General features: G+C 69.1%; 13 protein-coding genes and 2 tRNA genes. 12 read left to right on the plus strand and 3 right to left on the minus strand.

All coding sequences use genetic code 11. The annotated features are described in order from the left end of the window. The first annotated feature begins 2 nt into the window (after positions 1 to 2). On the plus strand, positions 3 to 1,148 hold the full coding sequence (locus BKD26_RS01695) for a PP2C family protein-serine/threonine phosphatase (RefSeq protein ID WP_084894934.1): 1,146 nt from the start codon (positions 3 to 5) through the stop codon (positions 1,146 to 1,148). 13 nt (positions 1,149 to 1,161) lie between these two features. Beyond that, positions 1,162 to 1,602 (plus strand): HD domain-containing protein, encoded by a 441-nt coding sequence (locus BKD26_RS01700; RefSeq protein ID WP_084894936.1) that lies wholly within the window; start codon positions 1,162 to 1,164, stop codon positions 1,600 to 1,602. Here the strand turns inward: BKD26_RS01700 and BKD26_RS01705 are convergent. Next, positions 1,589 to 2,701 carry an acyltransferase family protein gene (locus BKD26_RS01705; RefSeq protein ID WP_084894938.1) on the minus strand — a complete coding sequence of 371 codons (1,113 nt, stop codon included), beginning with the start codon at positions 2,699 to 2,701 and terminating at the stop codon, positions 1,589 to 1,591. The two genes, BKD26_RS01700 and BKD26_RS01705, sit on opposite strands and share 14 nt — an antisense overlap. A 399-nt stretch (positions 2,702 to 3,100) precedes the next feature. On the opposite strand from BKD26_RS01705, the gene BKD26_RS01710 reads away from it, so the two are divergent. After that, complete coding sequence (locus tag BKD26_RS01710) at positions 3,101 to 3,295, plus strand: hypothetical protein (RefSeq protein ID WP_073751199.1); 195 nt, start codon at positions 3,101 to 3,103, stop codon at positions 3,293 to 3,295. 86 nt (positions 3,296 to 3,381) lie between these two features. Here the strand turns inward: BKD26_RS01710 and BKD26_RS01715 are convergent. After that, a tRNA-Gly gene (locus tag BKD26_RS01715) sits at positions 3,382 to 3,455 on the minus strand. A 133-nt stretch (positions 3,456 to 3,588) separates the two neighbouring features. Here BKD26_RS01715 and BKD26_RS01720 point away from each other — a divergent pair. The 5 genes from BKD26_RS01720 (at position 3,589) to clpX (ending at position 8,275) form a co-directional block, all read left to right on the plus strand. Then, positions 3,589 to 3,665, plus strand: a tRNA-Pro gene (locus BKD26_RS01720). A 175-nt stretch (positions 3,666 to 3,840) separates the two neighbouring features. Then, positions 3,841 to 5,235, plus strand: coding sequence for a trigger factor (gene tig, locus BKD26_RS01725; protein WP_179166368.1), 1,395 nt, complete (start codon positions 3,841 to 3,843; stop codon positions 5,233 to 5,235). A gap of 291 nt (positions 5,236 to 5,526) precedes the next feature. After that, the gene (locus tag BKD26_RS01730) at positions 5,527 to 6,132 is read left to right on the plus strand and encodes an ATP-dependent Clp protease proteolytic subunit (protein ID WP_179166380.1); all 606 of its coding nucleotides are present in this window, start codon (positions 5,527 to 5,529) and stop codon (positions 6,130 to 6,132) included. 48 nt (positions 6,133 to 6,180) lie between these two features. Continuing rightward, positions 6,181 to 6,855 (plus strand): ATP-dependent Clp protease proteolytic subunit, encoded by a 675-nt coding sequence (locus BKD26_RS01735; RefSeq protein WP_031070475.1) that lies wholly within the window; start codon positions 6,181 to 6,183, stop codon positions 6,853 to 6,855. Between the two features lie 136 nt (positions 6,856 to 6,991). Next, positions 6,992 to 8,275, plus strand: coding sequence for an ATP-dependent Clp protease ATP-binding subunit ClpX (gene clpX, locus BKD26_RS01740; RefSeq protein WP_073751205.1), 1,284 nt, complete (start codon positions 6,992 to 6,994; stop codon positions 8,273 to 8,275). 616 nt (positions 8,276 to 8,891) lie between these two features. Here clpX and BKD26_RS01750 read toward each other — a convergent pair. Further along, entirely contained in the window at positions 8,892 to 9,821 is a 930-nt protein-coding gene (locus tag BKD26_RS01750; RefSeq protein ID WP_084894944.1) for a hypothetical protein, read from the minus strand. A 139-nt stretch (positions 9,822 to 9,960) separates the two neighbouring features. Here BKD26_RS01750 and BKD26_RS01755 point away from each other — a divergent pair, with 139 nt between their 5' ends. The 4 genes from BKD26_RS01755 (at position 9,961) to ndk (ending at position 15,560) form a co-directional block, all read left to right on the plus strand. Next, on the plus strand, positions 9,961 to 12,582 hold the full coding sequence (locus BKD26_RS01755; RefSeq protein WP_084894946.1) for a valine--tRNA ligase: 2,622 nt from the start codon (positions 9,961 to 9,963) through the stop codon (positions 12,580 to 12,582). A gap of 92 nt (positions 12,583 to 12,674) precedes the next feature. Next, a complete protein-coding gene (locus BKD26_RS01760; RefSeq protein WP_084894948.1) occupies positions 12,675 to 14,183 on the plus strand; it encodes a folylpolyglutamate synthase/dihydrofolate synthase family protein in 1,509 nt (502 codons plus the stop codon). A gap of 8 nt (positions 14,184 to 14,191) precedes the next feature. After that, positions 14,192 to 14,527 (plus strand): DUF4233 domain-containing protein, encoded by a 336-nt coding sequence (locus tag BKD26_RS01765; RefSeq protein WP_084894949.1) that lies wholly within the window; start codon positions 14,192 to 14,194, stop codon positions 14,525 to 14,527. Between the two features lie 619 nt (positions 14,528 to 15,146). Further along, on the plus strand, positions 15,147 to 15,560 hold the full coding sequence (ndk, locus tag BKD26_RS01770) for a nucleoside-diphosphate kinase (protein WP_084894951.1): 414 nt from the start codon (positions 15,147 to 15,149) through the stop codon (positions 15,558 to 15,560). The last annotated feature ends 260 nt before the right edge of the window (positions 15,561 to 15,820 follow it).

Here is a 15,820-nt window from a genome sequence, read left to right on the forward strand (position 1 = left end):
CAATGGCCCGCAGCGCACGAATGGACGCGTACCTGGCCCGGATGCGGAAGAACGCACGCCGGGTCAAAGTCGGCCTGCGCAAATCCGGCGTCGACTACTTCCGCGGCGACGGCTCCGACTGGATCGCCCTGGTGGGCCTGCTGCTCACCATCCCGGCGATCACGCTCCTCACCGTCGCCACCCCCGTGTGGGCCGCGCCCGCCGCGCTCGTCCTGCCCATCGTGGCGGGCGGCCTGCTGCTGCGCCCGGCCAGCCTGCTCGGCCTGTACGCGGCGGCCGCCGGCGCCCTGATCGTCGAGTCCGCCATCCTCGGCCCGTACACCGAGGGCGCGGCCCGCGTCACGCCCGGCACCGTCCTGGTGGTGGCCGCGTGCGGGCTGTTCGGGCTGCTGATAGCCCAGTTCCGGGCGCGGGTGGGCGTGCCGTGGCGGCGCGGCGGCACCATGCTGTTCGACCTGCGCGAACGCATCCGGGTGCAGAGCGCCCTGCCCGGGCTGCCCAAGGGCTGGCACCACGAGATGGCGCTGCGCCCGGCGGGCGGTCAGTCCTTCTCGGGCGACTTCGTCGTCGCGGCCCGCACCAACGGCGGCCGCACCCTGGAGGTCGTCCTGACCGACGTGTCCGGCAAGGGCATGGACGCGGGATCCCGCGCCCTGCTGCTGTCCGGCGCCTTCGGCGGGCTGCTCGGCTCGCTGCCGCCGCACGGCTTCCTGCCGGCCGCCAACGGCTACCTGCTGCGCCAGGACTGGGACGAGGGCTTCGCGACCTCCATCCACCTGGTCCTCGACCTCGAATCGGGCGACTACGAGCTGCTGTCGGCGGGCCACCTCCCGGCGCTCCAGCTGCACGCGGGCAGCGGCCGGTGGGAGGAGAAGTCCGGCGAGGGCCCGCTGCTGGGTGTGTACGACCGTGCCGAGTTCCACCCGGTCAAGGGCTCGCTGCGGCCCGGTGACGTCCTGATGCTGTTCACCGACGGCCTGGTCGAGGCGGCGGACCGGGACATCGCCGAGGGTATCGACCGGCTCACCGGCGAGGCCGACCGCTATGTCTCCACCGGCTTCGAGGGCGCGGCCTGGCACCTGATCGAGGCGTGCGCGAAGGACGTCAACGACGACCGGGCGCTGCTGCTCATCACCCGTGACGCGTAAGGGGTAGCTCTTGTTGACTCTCGCCGAGACCGAGGCGATCGCCCGCGAGGCCCACGCGGGCCAGACCGACAAGGCGGGCCGCCCCTACGCCGAGCACCTCCAGGCGGTCGCGGACGGGGTACGGGCCCGGGGCGGCAGCGACGAGCAGGTCGCCGCGGCGTGGCTGCACGACGCCGTGGAGGACGACCGGCTGTCCGAGGAGTGGCTCCGGGGCGCGGCGCTGCCGCAGGCGGTCAAGGACATGGTGCTGGCGCTCACCAAGCGGCCGGGCGAGGACCTGGAGGCGTACACCGCCCGCGTCCTGGCCGTGCCGGGCGCCCGCCTCGTCAAGGAGGCCGACCTGGCGCACAACGCCGACCCGGACCGCCTCGCCGTCCTGAACGAGGCGACCCGGGCCCGGCTGACGGCCAAGTACGCGAGGACCCGCGCCCTGCTGGGCCTCAGCGACGCGTGAGTTCGGCGGGGTCCCGCCGGAACGCCCACTCCATCTTCGGCTCGGTCACCCACCGCAGCGCCCGCCGCACCGGCGGGGTGCACATCGCGGTCACCGCGGCGGCGAACACCACCGTGACGACGACCCGCCCGAGGGGCGTGTCGAGGTCGTACGCCGGGACGAGCGCCCAGTACTCCATGCCCTTCACCAGGAACCCGTGCAGCAGGTAGCCGCAGATGGTGCCCGCCCCGAGGACGGTGAACCAGGTCCGCCGGCGCGGCACCCAGGCGAGGAACGCCGCGGTGAGCACCAGGGCGCAGCCGAACAGCGAGACCGTCATGACCGGCCCCGCCCACCAGGGCGCGTCCAGCTCCTCGGCGCTGGTGGAGCGGTAGAACCAGCTCATCCGGATGTCCGGCGCGATCCAGTACGTGAACGCCAGCGCGCCCAGCGCGACCGGTACGGCGAGCAGCCGTGCCGCCCGGCGCCTCAGGAGCTGGAAGTGCTCGGGCTTCAGCGACAGGCCCAGGACGAAGAACGGCAGGAACTGCAGCACCCGCTGGAGGTCCAGGTCCTGGCCGATGCCGGGGGTGAGCGAGCCGAGCGCGGCGATGACCAGGGCGACGGGCAGCGGGTGGCGGATGGTGCGCCACAGGGGCGTGGACAGCCGCCAGACGAACAGCGCGATGAGGAACCAGGTGAGGTAGATCGGGTCGGTCAGGCTGATGGCCTGGTCCGGGGTGCCGCCGTACCAGCGCCGGTAGAGCGAGTACGCCACCTCGAAGACCAGGTACGGCACGACGAGACCGGTGACCAGGCGCTTCAGCTGGTCGGGCCGTCCGGTGAAGCTCCGCGAGAAGTAGCCGGAGATCACGATGAACGCCGGCATGTGGAAGGTGTAGACGAACATGTAGAGCGCCCGCGTCGCCCGGCTGCCGTCCATGACCGGCTCCCACGCGTGCGCCACGGCCACGAGCACGATCGCCAGGTACTTGGCGTTGTCGAAGAACGCGTCCCGGCCGGGTCTGTCCGTCCCGCGCTCGCGGGTGCTCGTGGTGGTCTCGGGCTCCCGGACCGGCGGGAGCAGGGCCTGCTGATTTCCATGCGGAGCCTGGAACATTTGAGGCACCCTAGCGACGCCTCCGGCAATTCGTAAAACCCGCTGTGCGGCCCCCGTATTCGTATCTGACACCACCCGCAACCGCCACCTATGCCCCAATTAATCCCCCTTAAATGGGGCATATCGCCACGCTGTCTTTGACGGAGAATTACTCACCGGACACGCTGCGAATTTCCTGTGACCACTCTGTGTGTGACGCGAAACGATCGCATTGAATTCGTAGTCTGCTTTTCCGTCCGCCGCCCCGGCCGGTCATCGCCGCGGCGCGTGCTTGTGTGAACGATGTGTCAGCGGCCCTCACACGTGGGGATGTTGGTGGCACGATGGAGCGAACGGGGGGCGCCGGGCCGCGCACCCCGGGGCCGGCAAGGCGGACCGACCGAGGGTGTGTGATCAGTTGTGGCCATTTCACTGTCTGTGGTGCTGCTGTTGGCGATCATCCTCGTGGTGTTGATCCGCGGCGGCTCCCTCAAAGCGGGCCCCGCGATAGTCGCCGTCCTCTTCGGCTTCTTCCTCGCCTCGTCCGGCATGGCGCCGTCGATACAGCGCTTCCTCGACTCGATCGCGGCCACCATCAACCAGATCAGTTTCTGATCCTTTGCCGACAGGCGCGGATGGGCTGAGAACGCGACAACGGCCCGGGGGAAGCTCACCGAGCCTCCCACCGGGCCGTGGCCGGATGGAGCGGGCGACGGGAATCGAACCCGCGTAGCTAGTTTGGAAGACTAGGGCTCTACCATTGAGCTACGCCCGCAAGCAACGCACCGCGGGTCACAGGACCGCGGCACGAACGCATCGTCATCGTAGCGGGTCGCGCCCGGTCGTCGCACACCCCTTAAACGTGCCGACGCACCGCCGTGGGGCATGTACCCTACGTGTCGCACCGACGGGGTGTGGCGCAGCTTGGTAGCGCGTCCGCTTTGGGAGCGGAAGGCCGTGGGTTCAAATCCCGCCACCCCGACCACACCACAAGCGCCGGATCACGTGCGCAACCAAGATCACATTGTGGGCCTCATCCCGCTTGCGGTTACTATGCAAGCTGCGTGCCCGTGTGTCTCTCTGACCGGGCCGAATCGGCCGGAACCGCCTGCAAGCGGCACCGGCAGAATCCAAGAATCAGCCACCAAGGAGACCGAACCGTGAAGAGCGCCGTGGAGACCCTGAACCCGACCCGGGTTCGGCTCACTGTCGAGGTGCCCTTCGAGGAGCTCAAGGACAGCCTCGACGCGGCGTACAAGAAGATCAACCAGCAGGTCACGGTCAAGGGCTTCCGCAAGGGCAAGATCCCGGCTCGTGTCATCGACCAGCGGTTCGGCCGTGGTGCGGTGCTGGAGGAGGCCGTCAACGACGCCCTCCCGAAGTTCTACACCGAGGCCGTCAACGAGGCCGACGTCAACCCGCTGGGCCAGCCCGAGGTCGACATCACCGAGCTGAAGGACGGCGAGCTGCTGGCCTTCACCGCCGAGGTCGACATCCGCCCGACCATCGAGATCCCGGACTACTCCGGCATCGAGGTCACCGTCGACGCCGTCGAGGTCACCGACGAGGACGTCGAGAAGTCCGTGGAGCAGCTGCGGGAGCGCTTCGCCTCCACCAACCCGGTCGAGCGCGCCGCCGCCGAGGGCGACGTCGTCACGATCGACCTGGAGGCCAAGGTCGACGGCGAGGTCCTCCCGGACGGTGTCGCCAGTGGCGTGCAGTACACGATCGGCTCCGGTGAGCTCCTCGACGGCATCGACGAGGCCGTGACCGGCCTGGAGGCCGGCGGCGAGGCCACCTTCACCTCGGAGCTGAAGGGCGGCTCCGCCGAGGGCAAGGAGGCCGAGGTCACCGTCAAGGTCACCCAGGTCGCCGCCCGTGAGCTGCCCGAGCTCGACGACGACTTCGCCCAGATGGCGTCCGAGTTCGACACCCTCGAGGAGCTGAAGGCCGACAGCCGCAAGCGCCTCGAGAACATGAAGCAGTACGACCAGGCCACCCAGGCCCAGGAGCGCGTCCTGGACGAGCTGCTGAAGCTGGCCGAGGTGCCGATCCCCGAGAAGCTCCTCGAGGACGAGGTCAACACCCGCAAGCACAACCTCGAGCACCACCAGCTCGGCCAGATGGGTCTGTCCATCGAGAAGTACCTGGAGCTCCAGGGCAAGACCCTCGAGGAGTTCGAGGCCGAGACCCGCGAGCAGGCGGTCAAGGGCATCAAGACCCAGTTCATCCTGGACGAGCTGGTCAACAAGGAGAAGCTCAACGTCAACCAGGAGGAGCTCACCGAGCACCTCATGCGGCGCGCGGCCTCCTCCGGCATGAGCCCCGACCAGTTCGCCAAGGCCGTCGTCGAGGGCGGCCAGGTGCCGATGCTCGTCGGCGAGGTCGCCCGCGGCAAGGCCCTCGCGGTCGTCGTCGAGGCCGCCAAGGTCGTCGACACCAACGGTGAGCCGGTCGAGCTGGACGACGAGGACGAGGCCGACGAGACCGCCGAGAAGGTCGAGGCCTCCGCCGAGGAGTCCGAGGACAAGGGCGAGGGCAAGACCGAGGCCTGAGCCCCGGCCCCGACCCCGGCATGAACGGTCCGACGGGCCCGATCCGCACCCCCGTGCGGTCGGGCCCGTCGCCGTACGGGCCCGGAGCGGGCCCGGCCCGGCCCCGCCCTGCCCTTGTCGGCCCAACTACCTTGCGCTCCCAGCGAACAGTTCGGGAACCGGGATGGCGTTGTCCGACCTGCGCGTTAGGGTCCATGAATACGAGGGCAGGCCATTACCCGCCCCCAGTACGCAACACGCTGAGACGGCCGGAGCCGTCAGAGACGAGCAGGTGGATACGTGACGAATCTGATGCCTTACGCCGCGGGTGAGCCGTCCATCGGTGGTGGCCTCGGCGACCATGTCTACAACCGGCTGCTCGGCGAGCGGATCATCTTCCTCGGCCAGCAGGTCGACGACGAGATCGCGAACAAGATCACTTCGCAGATGCTGCTCCTTGCCGCCGACCCGGACAAGGACATCTACCTCTACATCAACAGCCCGGGCGGCTCGGTGACGGCCGGCATGGCGATCTACGACACCATGCAGTACATCCCGAACGACGTCGTCACCATCGGTATGGGCATGGCGGCCTCCATGGGCCAGTTCCTGCTCACCGGCGGCAGCGCCGGCAAGCGCTTCGCGCTGCCGAACACCGACATCCTGATGCACCAGGGCTCCGCCGGCATCGGCGGTACCGCATCGGACATCAAGATCCAGGCCGAGTACCTTCTCCGCACGAAGAAGCGCATGGCCGAGATCACCGCGCGCCACTCCGGCCAGACCGTCGAGACGATCATCCGCGACGGTGACCGCGACCGCTGGTTCACCGCCGAGGAGGCCAAGGAGTACGGCCTGATCGACGACATCATGTCTGCCGCCGCGGGCGTTCCGGGCGGTGGCGGCACCGGCGCCTGAGCCGACGCGCCGTACGCCCCCACCCCCAGCCCGCCGAACGCCACCAGGATGGTGAACACCCACATGAGCAACTTCTCCGCGAGCGGCCTCTACACCGGCCCGCAGGTGGACAACCGGTACGTCGTCCCCCGCTTCGTCGAGCGCACCTCCCAGGGCGTGCGCGAGTACGACCCGTACGCGAAGCTCTTCGAGGAGCGCGTGATCTTCCTCGGCGTGCAGATCGACGACGCCTCCGCCAACGACGTCATGGCGCAGCTGCTGTGCCTGGAGTCGATGGACCCGGACCGCGACATCTCCATCTACATCAACAGCCCCGGTGGCTCCTTCACCGCGCTGACCGCCATCTACGACACGATGCAGTTCGTGAAGCCGGACATCCAGACGGTCTGCATGGGCCAGGCGGCGTCCGCCGCGGCCGTGCTGCTGGCCGCCGGCACCCCCGGCAAGCGGATGGCCCTGCCCAACGCGCGCGTGCTGATCCACCAGCCGTCCGGCGGTACGGGCCGCGAGCAGCTCTCCGACCTGGAGATCGCGGCCAACGAGATCCTGCGTATGCGTACGCAGCTGGAGGAGATGCTGGCCAAGCACTCCACCCAGCCGATCGAGAAGATCCGCGACGACATCGAGCGCGACAAGATCCTCACGGCCGAGGACGCCCTGGCGTACGGCCTGGTGGACCAGATCGTCTCCACCCGCAAGAGCACCGCCGCGGCGGCAGCCTGACGGCCCCACCTTCCCTTGGCACGGTGTGAACCGTGCCAAGGGGGGCCCGAACGAGGGCCCCGGCAAGGTACCGTCGGATATGAGGCACCAGGAGCCGGCTGAACCAAGCCGCTCCCAGGCGAAGGGGAAGCACCTCGTGGCACGCATCGGTGATGGCGGCGACCTGCTCAAGTGCTCGTTCTGCGGAAAGAGCCAGAAGCAGGTGAAGAAGCTCATCGCAGGCCCCGGTGTGTACATCTGCGACGAGTGCATCGACCTCTGCAACGAGATCATCGAAGAGGAGCTCGCGGAGACGAGCGAGGTCCGCTGGGAGGAACTCCCCAAGCCGCGCGAGATCTACGAGTTCCTGGAGGGGTACGTCGTCGGCCAGGAGCCGGCCAAGAAGGCCCTCTCCGTGGCGGTGTACAACCACTACAAGCGCGTCCAGGCCGGCGAGAACGGCGGCGGTGCGGGCCGGGACGACGCGATCGAACTCGCCAAGTCCAACATCCTGTTGCTGGGCCCCACGGGCTCAGGTAAGACGCTGCTGGCCCAGACCCTGGCCCGGATGCTCAACGTCCCCTTCGCCATCGCCGACGCGACGGCGCTGACGGAGGCCGGGTATGTGGGCGAGGACGTCGAGAACATCCTGCTGAAGCTCATCCAGGCCGCCGACTACGACGTCAAGAAGGCCGAGACGGGCATCATCTACATCGACGAGATCGACAAGGTCGCCCGTAAGAGCGAAAACCCGTCGATCACACGGGATGTGTCGGGCGAGGGCGTCCAGCAGGCCCTCCTCAAAATCCTCGAGGGCACCACCGCCTCGGTCCCCCCGCAGGGCGGCCGCAAGCACCCGCACCAGGAGTTCATCCAGATCGACACGACGAACGTGCTGTTCATCGTGGGCGGTGCCTTCGCCGGCCTGGAGAAGATCATCGAATCCCGGGCGGGCGCCAAGGGCATCGGCTTCGGCGCGACGATCCGCTCGAAGCGGGAGATCGAGGCGAGCGACCAGTTCCAGGAGGTCATGCCGGAGGACCTGGTGAAGTTCGGGATGATCCCCGAGTTCATCGGCCGCCTCCCGGTCATCACCTCGGTCCACAACCTGGACCGCGAGGCCCTGCTGAAGATCCTCGTCGAGCCCCGCAACGCGCTGGTCAAGCAGTACCAGCGCCTCTTCGAACTCGACGGCGTGGAACTGGACTTCGACCGCCCCGCCCTGGAAGCCATCGCCGACCAGGCCATCCTCCGCGGTACGGGCGCGCGCGGCCTGCGCGCCATCATGGAAGAGGTCCTCATGTCCGTGATGTACGAGGTCCCCTCCCGCAAGGACGTGGCCCGCGTCGTCATCACCGAGGACGTCGTCCACAACAACGTCAACCCCACGCTGGTCCCCAGGGTCGTCAAGGACCCCGGCCGCCACGAGAAGTCCGCGTAGCGCATACGCACGCGAAAGGGGTGCCTCGCCAATCGAGTTGGCCGGGGCACCCCTTTTTGGTGGTCACCGTGGTCTAGCCGACGCCCGGCTCTTCTGGCCGCGTTGGTGAGCCAGTGAGTAGGGAACGAGCCATGTTCACGATCTTCTCTAGGACAGCCATGTCGCAGGTGATCTACTTGCGTCCAGGTAGGGAATGACCAGGTCATATGGCGAAAGAGAGAAACGCGTGAGATTGAAACGAATCTCGATGGCCGTGTGTGTGACCGTGGCGGCGGGCTTTATCCCTCTGGTGGCGGCCGCACCTGCGCAGGCCAGCCCGGCTTCCTGCGAGAGCTACTTGCGGAGCACCGGCCGCTACGTGATCGGGCCCCAGATCAAGGCTGGGTGCAGCTACTCCAGATTTGGTAGCCATGTCATCTGCCAGGCGAAGCTTGTCGGGATCGGTGTCAGGCCGACAGACGCGACCGCTGCCTGTTTGCCCTAGCAGCGTCCGAAGTGGTGCAGAGGACGCAGTGCCGTACCACATGAGCCATGGCGGTCTGTGGGGCCGACGGCATGACTGAAGGGTGCCGAGCACTTTCCGCAACCTACTCGGCACCCTTCCGTGTTGTCAGGGTCAGGCCTTGACGCGGACTTCCTTGCGGAGCTTGGCGGTGAGGCTCGCAGCCTCGTCCGCCGACGTGGCCTTGCCGGTCATGATGTCCGACATGTTCATCGGCAACGTCCAGCCGAGCGTGCTGTGGTCACCCCAGACGCACATCTGCATGCGCATCTCCTTCGGCCCGGGGTCGGTGGACCCCTCCTCGGCCTTGACCACTGCCTCCTGGCACTTCAAGACGGCGCCCGACAGCTCGGCGGGCTCGTAGGCCTTCGGGCTGCCGACCATCTGCGGTCCGTCGGCTTCCTTCTTGGACTCCTCCTGCATGTAAGCGAACATCGCGTCGATGACCTTCTCCGGGTCCGCGATCTCTCCGTACACGCCCTGGAAGTTGAGCATCTTGCCCGCGAGCGGGTTGCTTTCGTTCTTGACCTGCCACGCGGCGCCGACGGACTTGGCGTTCTTGACGCCCCACTTCTCAGCGTCCTTGAGGTCGTCCTTGGTCATACCGTCACCCGTGTTGTTCGGGTCCTTCTTGTACTCGCCGAGCACCGTCTCCGGCGTCACCAGCTTGTGCGGGCCGTCGTCCGCGATGTCGGCGCCCGCGCCGCCCCCGAACACGAAGTACGCGCCCACGCCGATCGCCGCGACCACCGCGACCGCGCCGATGATCCAGCCCGTCTTCTTCTTCGGGGCCGGCGGCGGGGGCGGGGGGTAGGCGCCGGGGCCGGCGCCGTAGGGGGGCTGCTGCGGGGGCTGGCCGTAGGGGCCGGGCTGCTGCGGGTAGCCGTAACCCTGCTGCGGCACGCCCTGCGGGGGCGGGGCCTGCTGGGGGTAGCCGTAGCCGGGCTGGGGCGCCTGCGGTTGCTGGCCGTAAGGGCCCGGCTGACCGTACGGTCCGGGCTGCTGGGGCTGTCCGCCGTACGGGCCCGGCTGGTTGTAACTCATTAAGGGGTTCCCCCATCCGAATGCTTATGCGTTCCTCACATCCTGGCCGAAACCCATGCCGCGCGGGACGGCGGGGGGCACAACCGTTACCGAACAATCCCGTTTCAGTACGGGCCTGTGACACCTCTAAACTGGGCCCGTGACCGAGAACACTCAGCAGCAGCCAGCATCCGTCCCCGAACTGCCGACCCAGTACGCGCCGGCCGAGGTAGAGGGGAAGCTGTACGAGCGCTGGGTAGAGCGCGGTTACTTCACGGCCGACGCGAAGAGCGAGAAGCCTCCGTACACCATCGTCATCCCGCCGCCGAACGTCACCGGCAGCCTCCACCTGGGCCACGCCTTCCAGCACACGCTCATGGACGCCCTCACCCGCCGCAAGCGGATGCAGGGCTACGAGTCGCTGTGGCTGCCCGGCATGGACCACGCCGGCATCGCCACCCAGAACAAGGTCGAGCAGCAGCTCGCCGAGGAGGGCAAATCCCGCCACGACCTGGGCCGCGAGGAGTTCGTCGAGCGCGTCTGGCAGTGGAAGGAGGAGTACGGCGGCAAGATCCTCGGCCAGATGCGCCGCCTGGGCGACGGCGTCGACTGGTCGCGTGAGCGGTTCACCATGGACGAGGGCCTGTCCAAGGCCGTCCAGACCATCTTCAAGAAGCTCTACGACGACGAGCTGATCTACCGCGCCGAGCGCATCATCAACTGGTGCCCGCGCTGCCTGACCGCCATCTCGGACATCGAGGTGGAGTACCAGGAGGACGACGGCGAGCTCGTCTCCATCCAGTACGGCGAGGGCGACGAGACCCTCGTCGTCGCGACGACCCGCGCCGAGACGATGCTCGGTGACACCGCGGTCGCCGTCCACCCGGACGACGAGCGGTACAAGCACCTCGTCGGCAAGCGCATCAAGCTGCCGCTGACCGACCGTAGGATCCCCGTCGTCGCCGACACGCACGTCGACCCCGAGTTCGGCACCGGCGCGGTCAAGGTGACGCCCGCGCACGACCCGAACGACTTCGCGATCGGCCAGCGCCACGGCCTGGAGTCCCTGACCATCATGGACGAGCGCGGCGTCATCACCGTCCACGGCCCCTTCCAGGGCCTGGACCGGTTCGAGGCGCGCAGCGCCGTCGTCGGCGCGCTGCGTTCGCAGGGCCGGATCGTCGCCGAGAAGCGGCCGTACGTCCACTCCGTCGGCCACTGCTCGCGCTGCAAGACCACCATCGAGCCGCGCCTGTCGATGCAGTGGTGGGTCAAGGTCGGCCCGCTCGCCCAGGCCGCCGGTGACGCGGTCCGCGACGGCCGGGTGAAGATCCACCCGGAGGACATGTCGAAGCGGTACTTCGACTGGGTCGACAACATGCACGACTGGTGCATCTCGCGCCAGCTGTGGTGGGGCCACCGCATCCCCGTCTGGTACGGGCCGCACGGCGAGGTCGTCTGCGTCGGACCGGACGACGAGGCACCCACCGGCGAGGGCTGGACGCAGGACACCGACGTCCTGGACACCTGGTTCTCCTCCGGCCTGTGGCCGTTCTCCACGCTGGGCTGGCCGGAGCGGACGCCGGACCTGGAGAAGTTCTACTCCACCGACGTCCTCCTCACCGGCCACGACATCATCTTCTTCTGGGTCGCCCGGATGATGATGTTCGGCCTGTACGCGATGGACGGCGAAGTCCCGTTCAAGACCATCGCCCTGACCGGCCTGGTCCGTGACGAGCGCGGCAAGAAGATGTCGAAGTCCTTCGGCAACGTCGTCGACCCGCTGGACTGGATGGACGCGTACGGCTCCGACGCCGTCCGCTTCACCCTCGCCCGCGGCGCCAACCCCGGCACCGACGTCCCGATCGGCGAGGACTGGGTCCAGGCGTCCCGCAACTTCGCCAACAAGATCTGGAACGCCACCCGCTTCGCGCTGATGAACGGCGCGACGGTGGACGGCCCGTTGCCCGAGCCGTCCCAGATGTCCGCCACGGACCGGTGGATCCTGTCGCGCCTCAACGCCACGGTCGCCGAAGTCGACGCGTACTACGACGACTTCGAGTTCGCGAAGCTCTCGGACACGCTCTACCACTTCGCGTGGGACGAGGTCTTCGACTGGTACGTCGAGCTGTCGAAGACCACGTTCTTCGGCGGCGGCGAGCCCGCCGAGGTCTCAGCCCGCGTCCTGGGCGAGGTCCTGGACGTGACGCTGCGGCTGCTGCACCCGGTGGTCCCGTTCGTCACCGAGACGCTGTGGACCTCGCTCACGGGCGGGGAGTCCCTCGTCGTCGCCGACTGGCCCAAGGACAGCGGCTTCCGTGACGAGGCCGCCGAGCGCGAAATCGAGCTGGTCCAGCGGGTCGTCACCGAGGTCCGCCGCTTCCGCTCCGACCAGGGCCTCCAGCCCGGCCAGAAGGTCCCGGCCCGCCTGGACCTGGACGGTACGGCGCTGGCGCCGCACGAGGCGGCCATCCGCCAGCTGCTGCGCCTCCAGCCGGAGGGCGAGGGCTTCCACGCCACCGCCTCCCTGCCGGTCGCGGGCGCCACGGTCGCGCTCGACCTGTCGGGCACCATCGACGTGGCGGCGGAGCGCAAGCGCCTCGCGAAGGACCTGGCCGCCGCCGAGAAGGAGCGCCAGCAGGCCCACGCCAAGCTCGGCAACGAGGCGTTCCTCGCCAAGGCGCCGGACCAGGTCGTCGAGAAGATCCGTAAGCGCCTGGCGAAGGCGGACGAGGACATCGCCCGTATCGAGAACCAGCTGGCGAACCTCCCCGAGGCGTGAGCCGTACGGCGGGGGCGTGGGGCGCGTGCCCCGCACCCCCGCCGTACGGCACCGGTCCGGCCGCTGTCGGTGGTGCTCCGTAGACTGGCCCTGTGAGTGAGCAGCCCCCGTCCAGCGACAGCGACGACTTCGACGAGATCGTGGAAGCCGAGACCGACCGAGACCCCGACCTGGCGGTGATCGAGGCCGGCAGCCGTACGTTGCGTGCGCAGGCCGGCCCGCCCCCGGCCACCGAGGCCGTGCCCGCGCGGCCCGCCGACCCGGAGGTGGACAAGGCGCTGCGGGAGGTGGAGCAGGAGCTCGCCACCCGCTGGGGCGAGACCAAGCTGGAGCCGTCGGTGACGCGGATCGCGGCGCTGATGGACGTGCTGGGAGAGCCGCAGCGCGCGTACCCCTCGATCCACATCACGGGCACCAACGGCAAGACGTCCACGGCCCGGATGATCGAGGCGCTGCTGAGCGCGTTCGACCTGCGCACCGGGCGGTACACCTCGCCGCACGTGCAGTCGATCACCGAGCGGATCAGCCTGGACGGCGCGCCGATCAGCGCCGAGCGGTTCATCGAGACGTACCAGGACATCAAGCCGTACGTGGAGATGGTCGACACCTCCCAGGAGTACCGGCTGTCCTTCTTCGAGGTCCTCACCGGTATGGCGTACGCGGCGTTCGCCGACGCGCCCGTCGACGTGGCGGTCGTCGAGGTCGGCATGGGCGGCAGCTGGGACGCGACGAACGTGATCGACGGCGACGTCGCCGTCGTCACCCCCATCGACCTGGACCACACGGACCGCCTCGGCACGACGCCCGGCGAGATCGCCGGTGAGAAGGCCGGGATCATCAAGCAGGGCGCCACCGTCATCCTGGCGCAGCAGCCGGTGGACGCGGCGCAGGTGATGCTGAAGAAGGCCGTCGAGGCCGACGCGACGGTGGCCCGCGAGGGGATGGAGTTCGGCGTCGTCTCACGCGAGGTCGCGGTGGGCGGGCAGCTGCTGACGCTGCGCGGGCTGGGCGGCGAGTACGAGGAGATCTTCCTGCCGCTGTACGGCGCGCACCAGGCGCACAACGCGGCGGTGGCGCTGGCGGCGGTGGAGGCGTTCTTCGGCGTGGGTGCCCAGGAGGCCCGCACGCTGGACGTGGACCGGATCCGCCAGGCGTTCGCCTCGGTGGTCTCGCCGGGCCGCCTGGAGGTGGTGCGGCGCAGCCCGACCGTGGTGCTGGACGCGGCGCACAACCCGGCGGGCGCGCGTGCCGCGGCCGAGGCCATCAGCGAGGCGTTCGGCTTCTCACGGCTGGTCGGGGTCGTCGGCACGAGCGGCGACAAGGACGTCCGGGGCCTGCTGGAGGCGTTCGAGCCGATCTTCGCGGAGGTCGTCGTCACGCGTAACTCCAGCCACCGCGCGATGGACGCGGACGAGCTGGCGGCGATCGCCGTCGAGGTCTTCGGCGACGACCGGGTGGTGGTCGAGCCGCGCCTGGACGACGCGCTGGAGGCGGCGATCACGCTGGCGGAGGAGGAGGACGAGTTCGCGGGCGCGGGCGTCCTCGTGACGGGTTCGGTGATCACGGTCGGCGAGGCCCGGCTGCTGCTGGGGAAGGGCTGAGGTTTCTGATGCGTACGCTCTGCGCGTCCACGCTGATCGGCGAGTTCTTCGTGATCGGCTTCGCCGGGCTGGTGGCCATGAAGGACGACAGCCTGACGATGGGCACGGTCTGGACGGTGTGCGGTGTCCTCATGGCCCTGAGCGTGCTGCTCTGCGGCATGATCACCCGACCGGGTGGGATACAGCTCGGCTGGGCGCTGCAGGTGGCGCTGATCGTGAGCGGCTTCATCGTGCCGGTGATGTTCTTCCTGGGCGCGGTGTTCGCGGGGCTGTGGTGGGCGTCGGTCCACTTCGGCCGCAAGATCGACGAAGCCAAGGCCGAATGGGCGGCCCAGCCGCAGTAACCGGTGGCTGTGCCCCCGGACCCCCGGTGGGGGTAGGCGGGGGCTGACGCCCCCACGCCCACCGGGGCGCGGCGGCTTCGCGCCGCGTGGGTGGCTGGTGCCGGTGTTGTGTCCCCCACCCCGCCCCTTCCCGAAACCGGGGCTCCGCCCCGGGCCCCCTGGCGCGGGAGGGGGGTTATACGTGGGGGCTGGCGCCCCCACGCCCCCGGGGCACGGCAGCTTCGCGCCGCGCGGGCCGACGACCGTTCGTGGGCACCGGCTGGCGTTCGCGCCCTGGGGGGCGCCTCCCCAGCGGGCGCGGGCTGGCCCCGGAGGGGGGACGCGCAGTGGGTCGTGTTCTGGGCGTAAAACGACTGAGCTTGCGAAGGAGAGCCCAGGACACGACCCCCGGAGCGGACCCCAACGGCACGCCCCCGCGCCGGGCCCACCCCCGGGGCACCCCGGCACGGGCTGCACGGGCGTTCCGGGGCGCGGGGCCGCCCCCGACGGGCTCGCCCGGCACGGGCTCGCCCCGCGCGGGTGCACCGCACCGGGGAACGCGGGACCCGGTGCCGTACCGGCGTATGGCCCCTGTAGCCTCAGCTCACCGCACACGTATGCCTGCAAGGAGCCGTTACACATGAGCCAGCGCACGCTCGTCCTTCTCAAGCCCGACGCCGTACGCCGTGGCCTGATCGGCGAGATCATCGGTCGTATCGAGCGCAAGGCCGGCTGGGCCATCACCGCGCTGGAGCTGCGCCACCTGGACCAGGACACGCTGGAGCAGCACTACGGCGAGCACAAGGGCAAGCCGTTCTACGAGCCGCTGGTCGCGTTCATGTCGTCCGGGCCGGTCGTCGCGCTGGTGGTCGAGGGTGAGCGGGTCATCGAGGGTGTACGCCAGCTGGCGGGACCGACCGACCCGATCGCCGCAGCGCCTGGGTCCATCCGTGGTGATTTCGGCACCATCGTCCGGGAGAACCTGATCCACGCCTCGGACTCCGAAGAGTCCGCCATTCGGGAACTGAAGATTTTCTTCCCCGGCATTTCCTGACCGGCTGTCAGCCATACAGCGCTCATGACCTGGGGCGACCGATGGAATTTCGGTCGCCCTTCGGCATATGAACGCCATGAGCGGGAACGCATCGCTCCGACACTTCGTCATCACTCATACAGAGGCGGGCCACCGCGCCGTGTCCGCGCAGGCGGGACTACGATGTGAATCTCCTCGCCACACCACCCACCTCGCCGACCTGAGAAGCCGTCAACGCTCTAATTGGGAAGGCCCGACGCATCCTCATGGGAAACAAGGGG

It is taken from the genome of Streptomyces sp. CB03238, from assembly GCF_002099185.1.
Lineage (GTDB): Bacteria > Actinomycetota > Actinomycetes > Streptomycetales > Streptomycetaceae > Streptomyces.

Excerpts from the sequence above, each read along its gene's own strand:
- BKD26_RS01695 (WP_084894934.1), top strand. The coding sequence starts at position 3 with ATGGCCCGCAGCGCACGAATGGACGCGTACCTGGCCCGGATGCGGAAG.
- BKD26_RS01705 (WP_084894938.1), bottom strand. The coding sequence starts at position 2,701 with ATGTTCCAGGCTCCGCATGGAAATCAGCAGGCCCTGCTCCCGCCGGTC.
- BKD26_RS01730 (WP_179166380.1), top strand. The coding sequence starts at position 5,527 with ATGCCTTACGCCGCGGGTGAGCCGTCCATCGGTGGTGGCCTCGGCGAC.
- BKD26_RS01735 (WP_031070475.1), top strand. The coding sequence starts at position 6,181 with ATGGTGAACACCCACATGAGCAACTTCTCCGCGAGCGGCCTCTACACC.
- BKD26_RS01750 (WP_084894944.1), bottom strand. The coding sequence starts at position 9,821 with ATGAGTTACAACCAGCCGGGCCCGTACGGCGGACAGCCCCAGCAGCCC.
- BKD26_RS01765 (WP_084894949.1), top strand. The coding sequence starts at position 14,192 with ATGCGTACGCTCTGCGCGTCCACGCTGATCGGCGAGTTCTTCGTGATC.
- ndk (WP_084894951.1), top strand. The coding sequence starts at position 15,147 with ATGAGCCAGCGCACGCTCGTCCTTCTCAAGCCCGACGCCGTACGCCGT.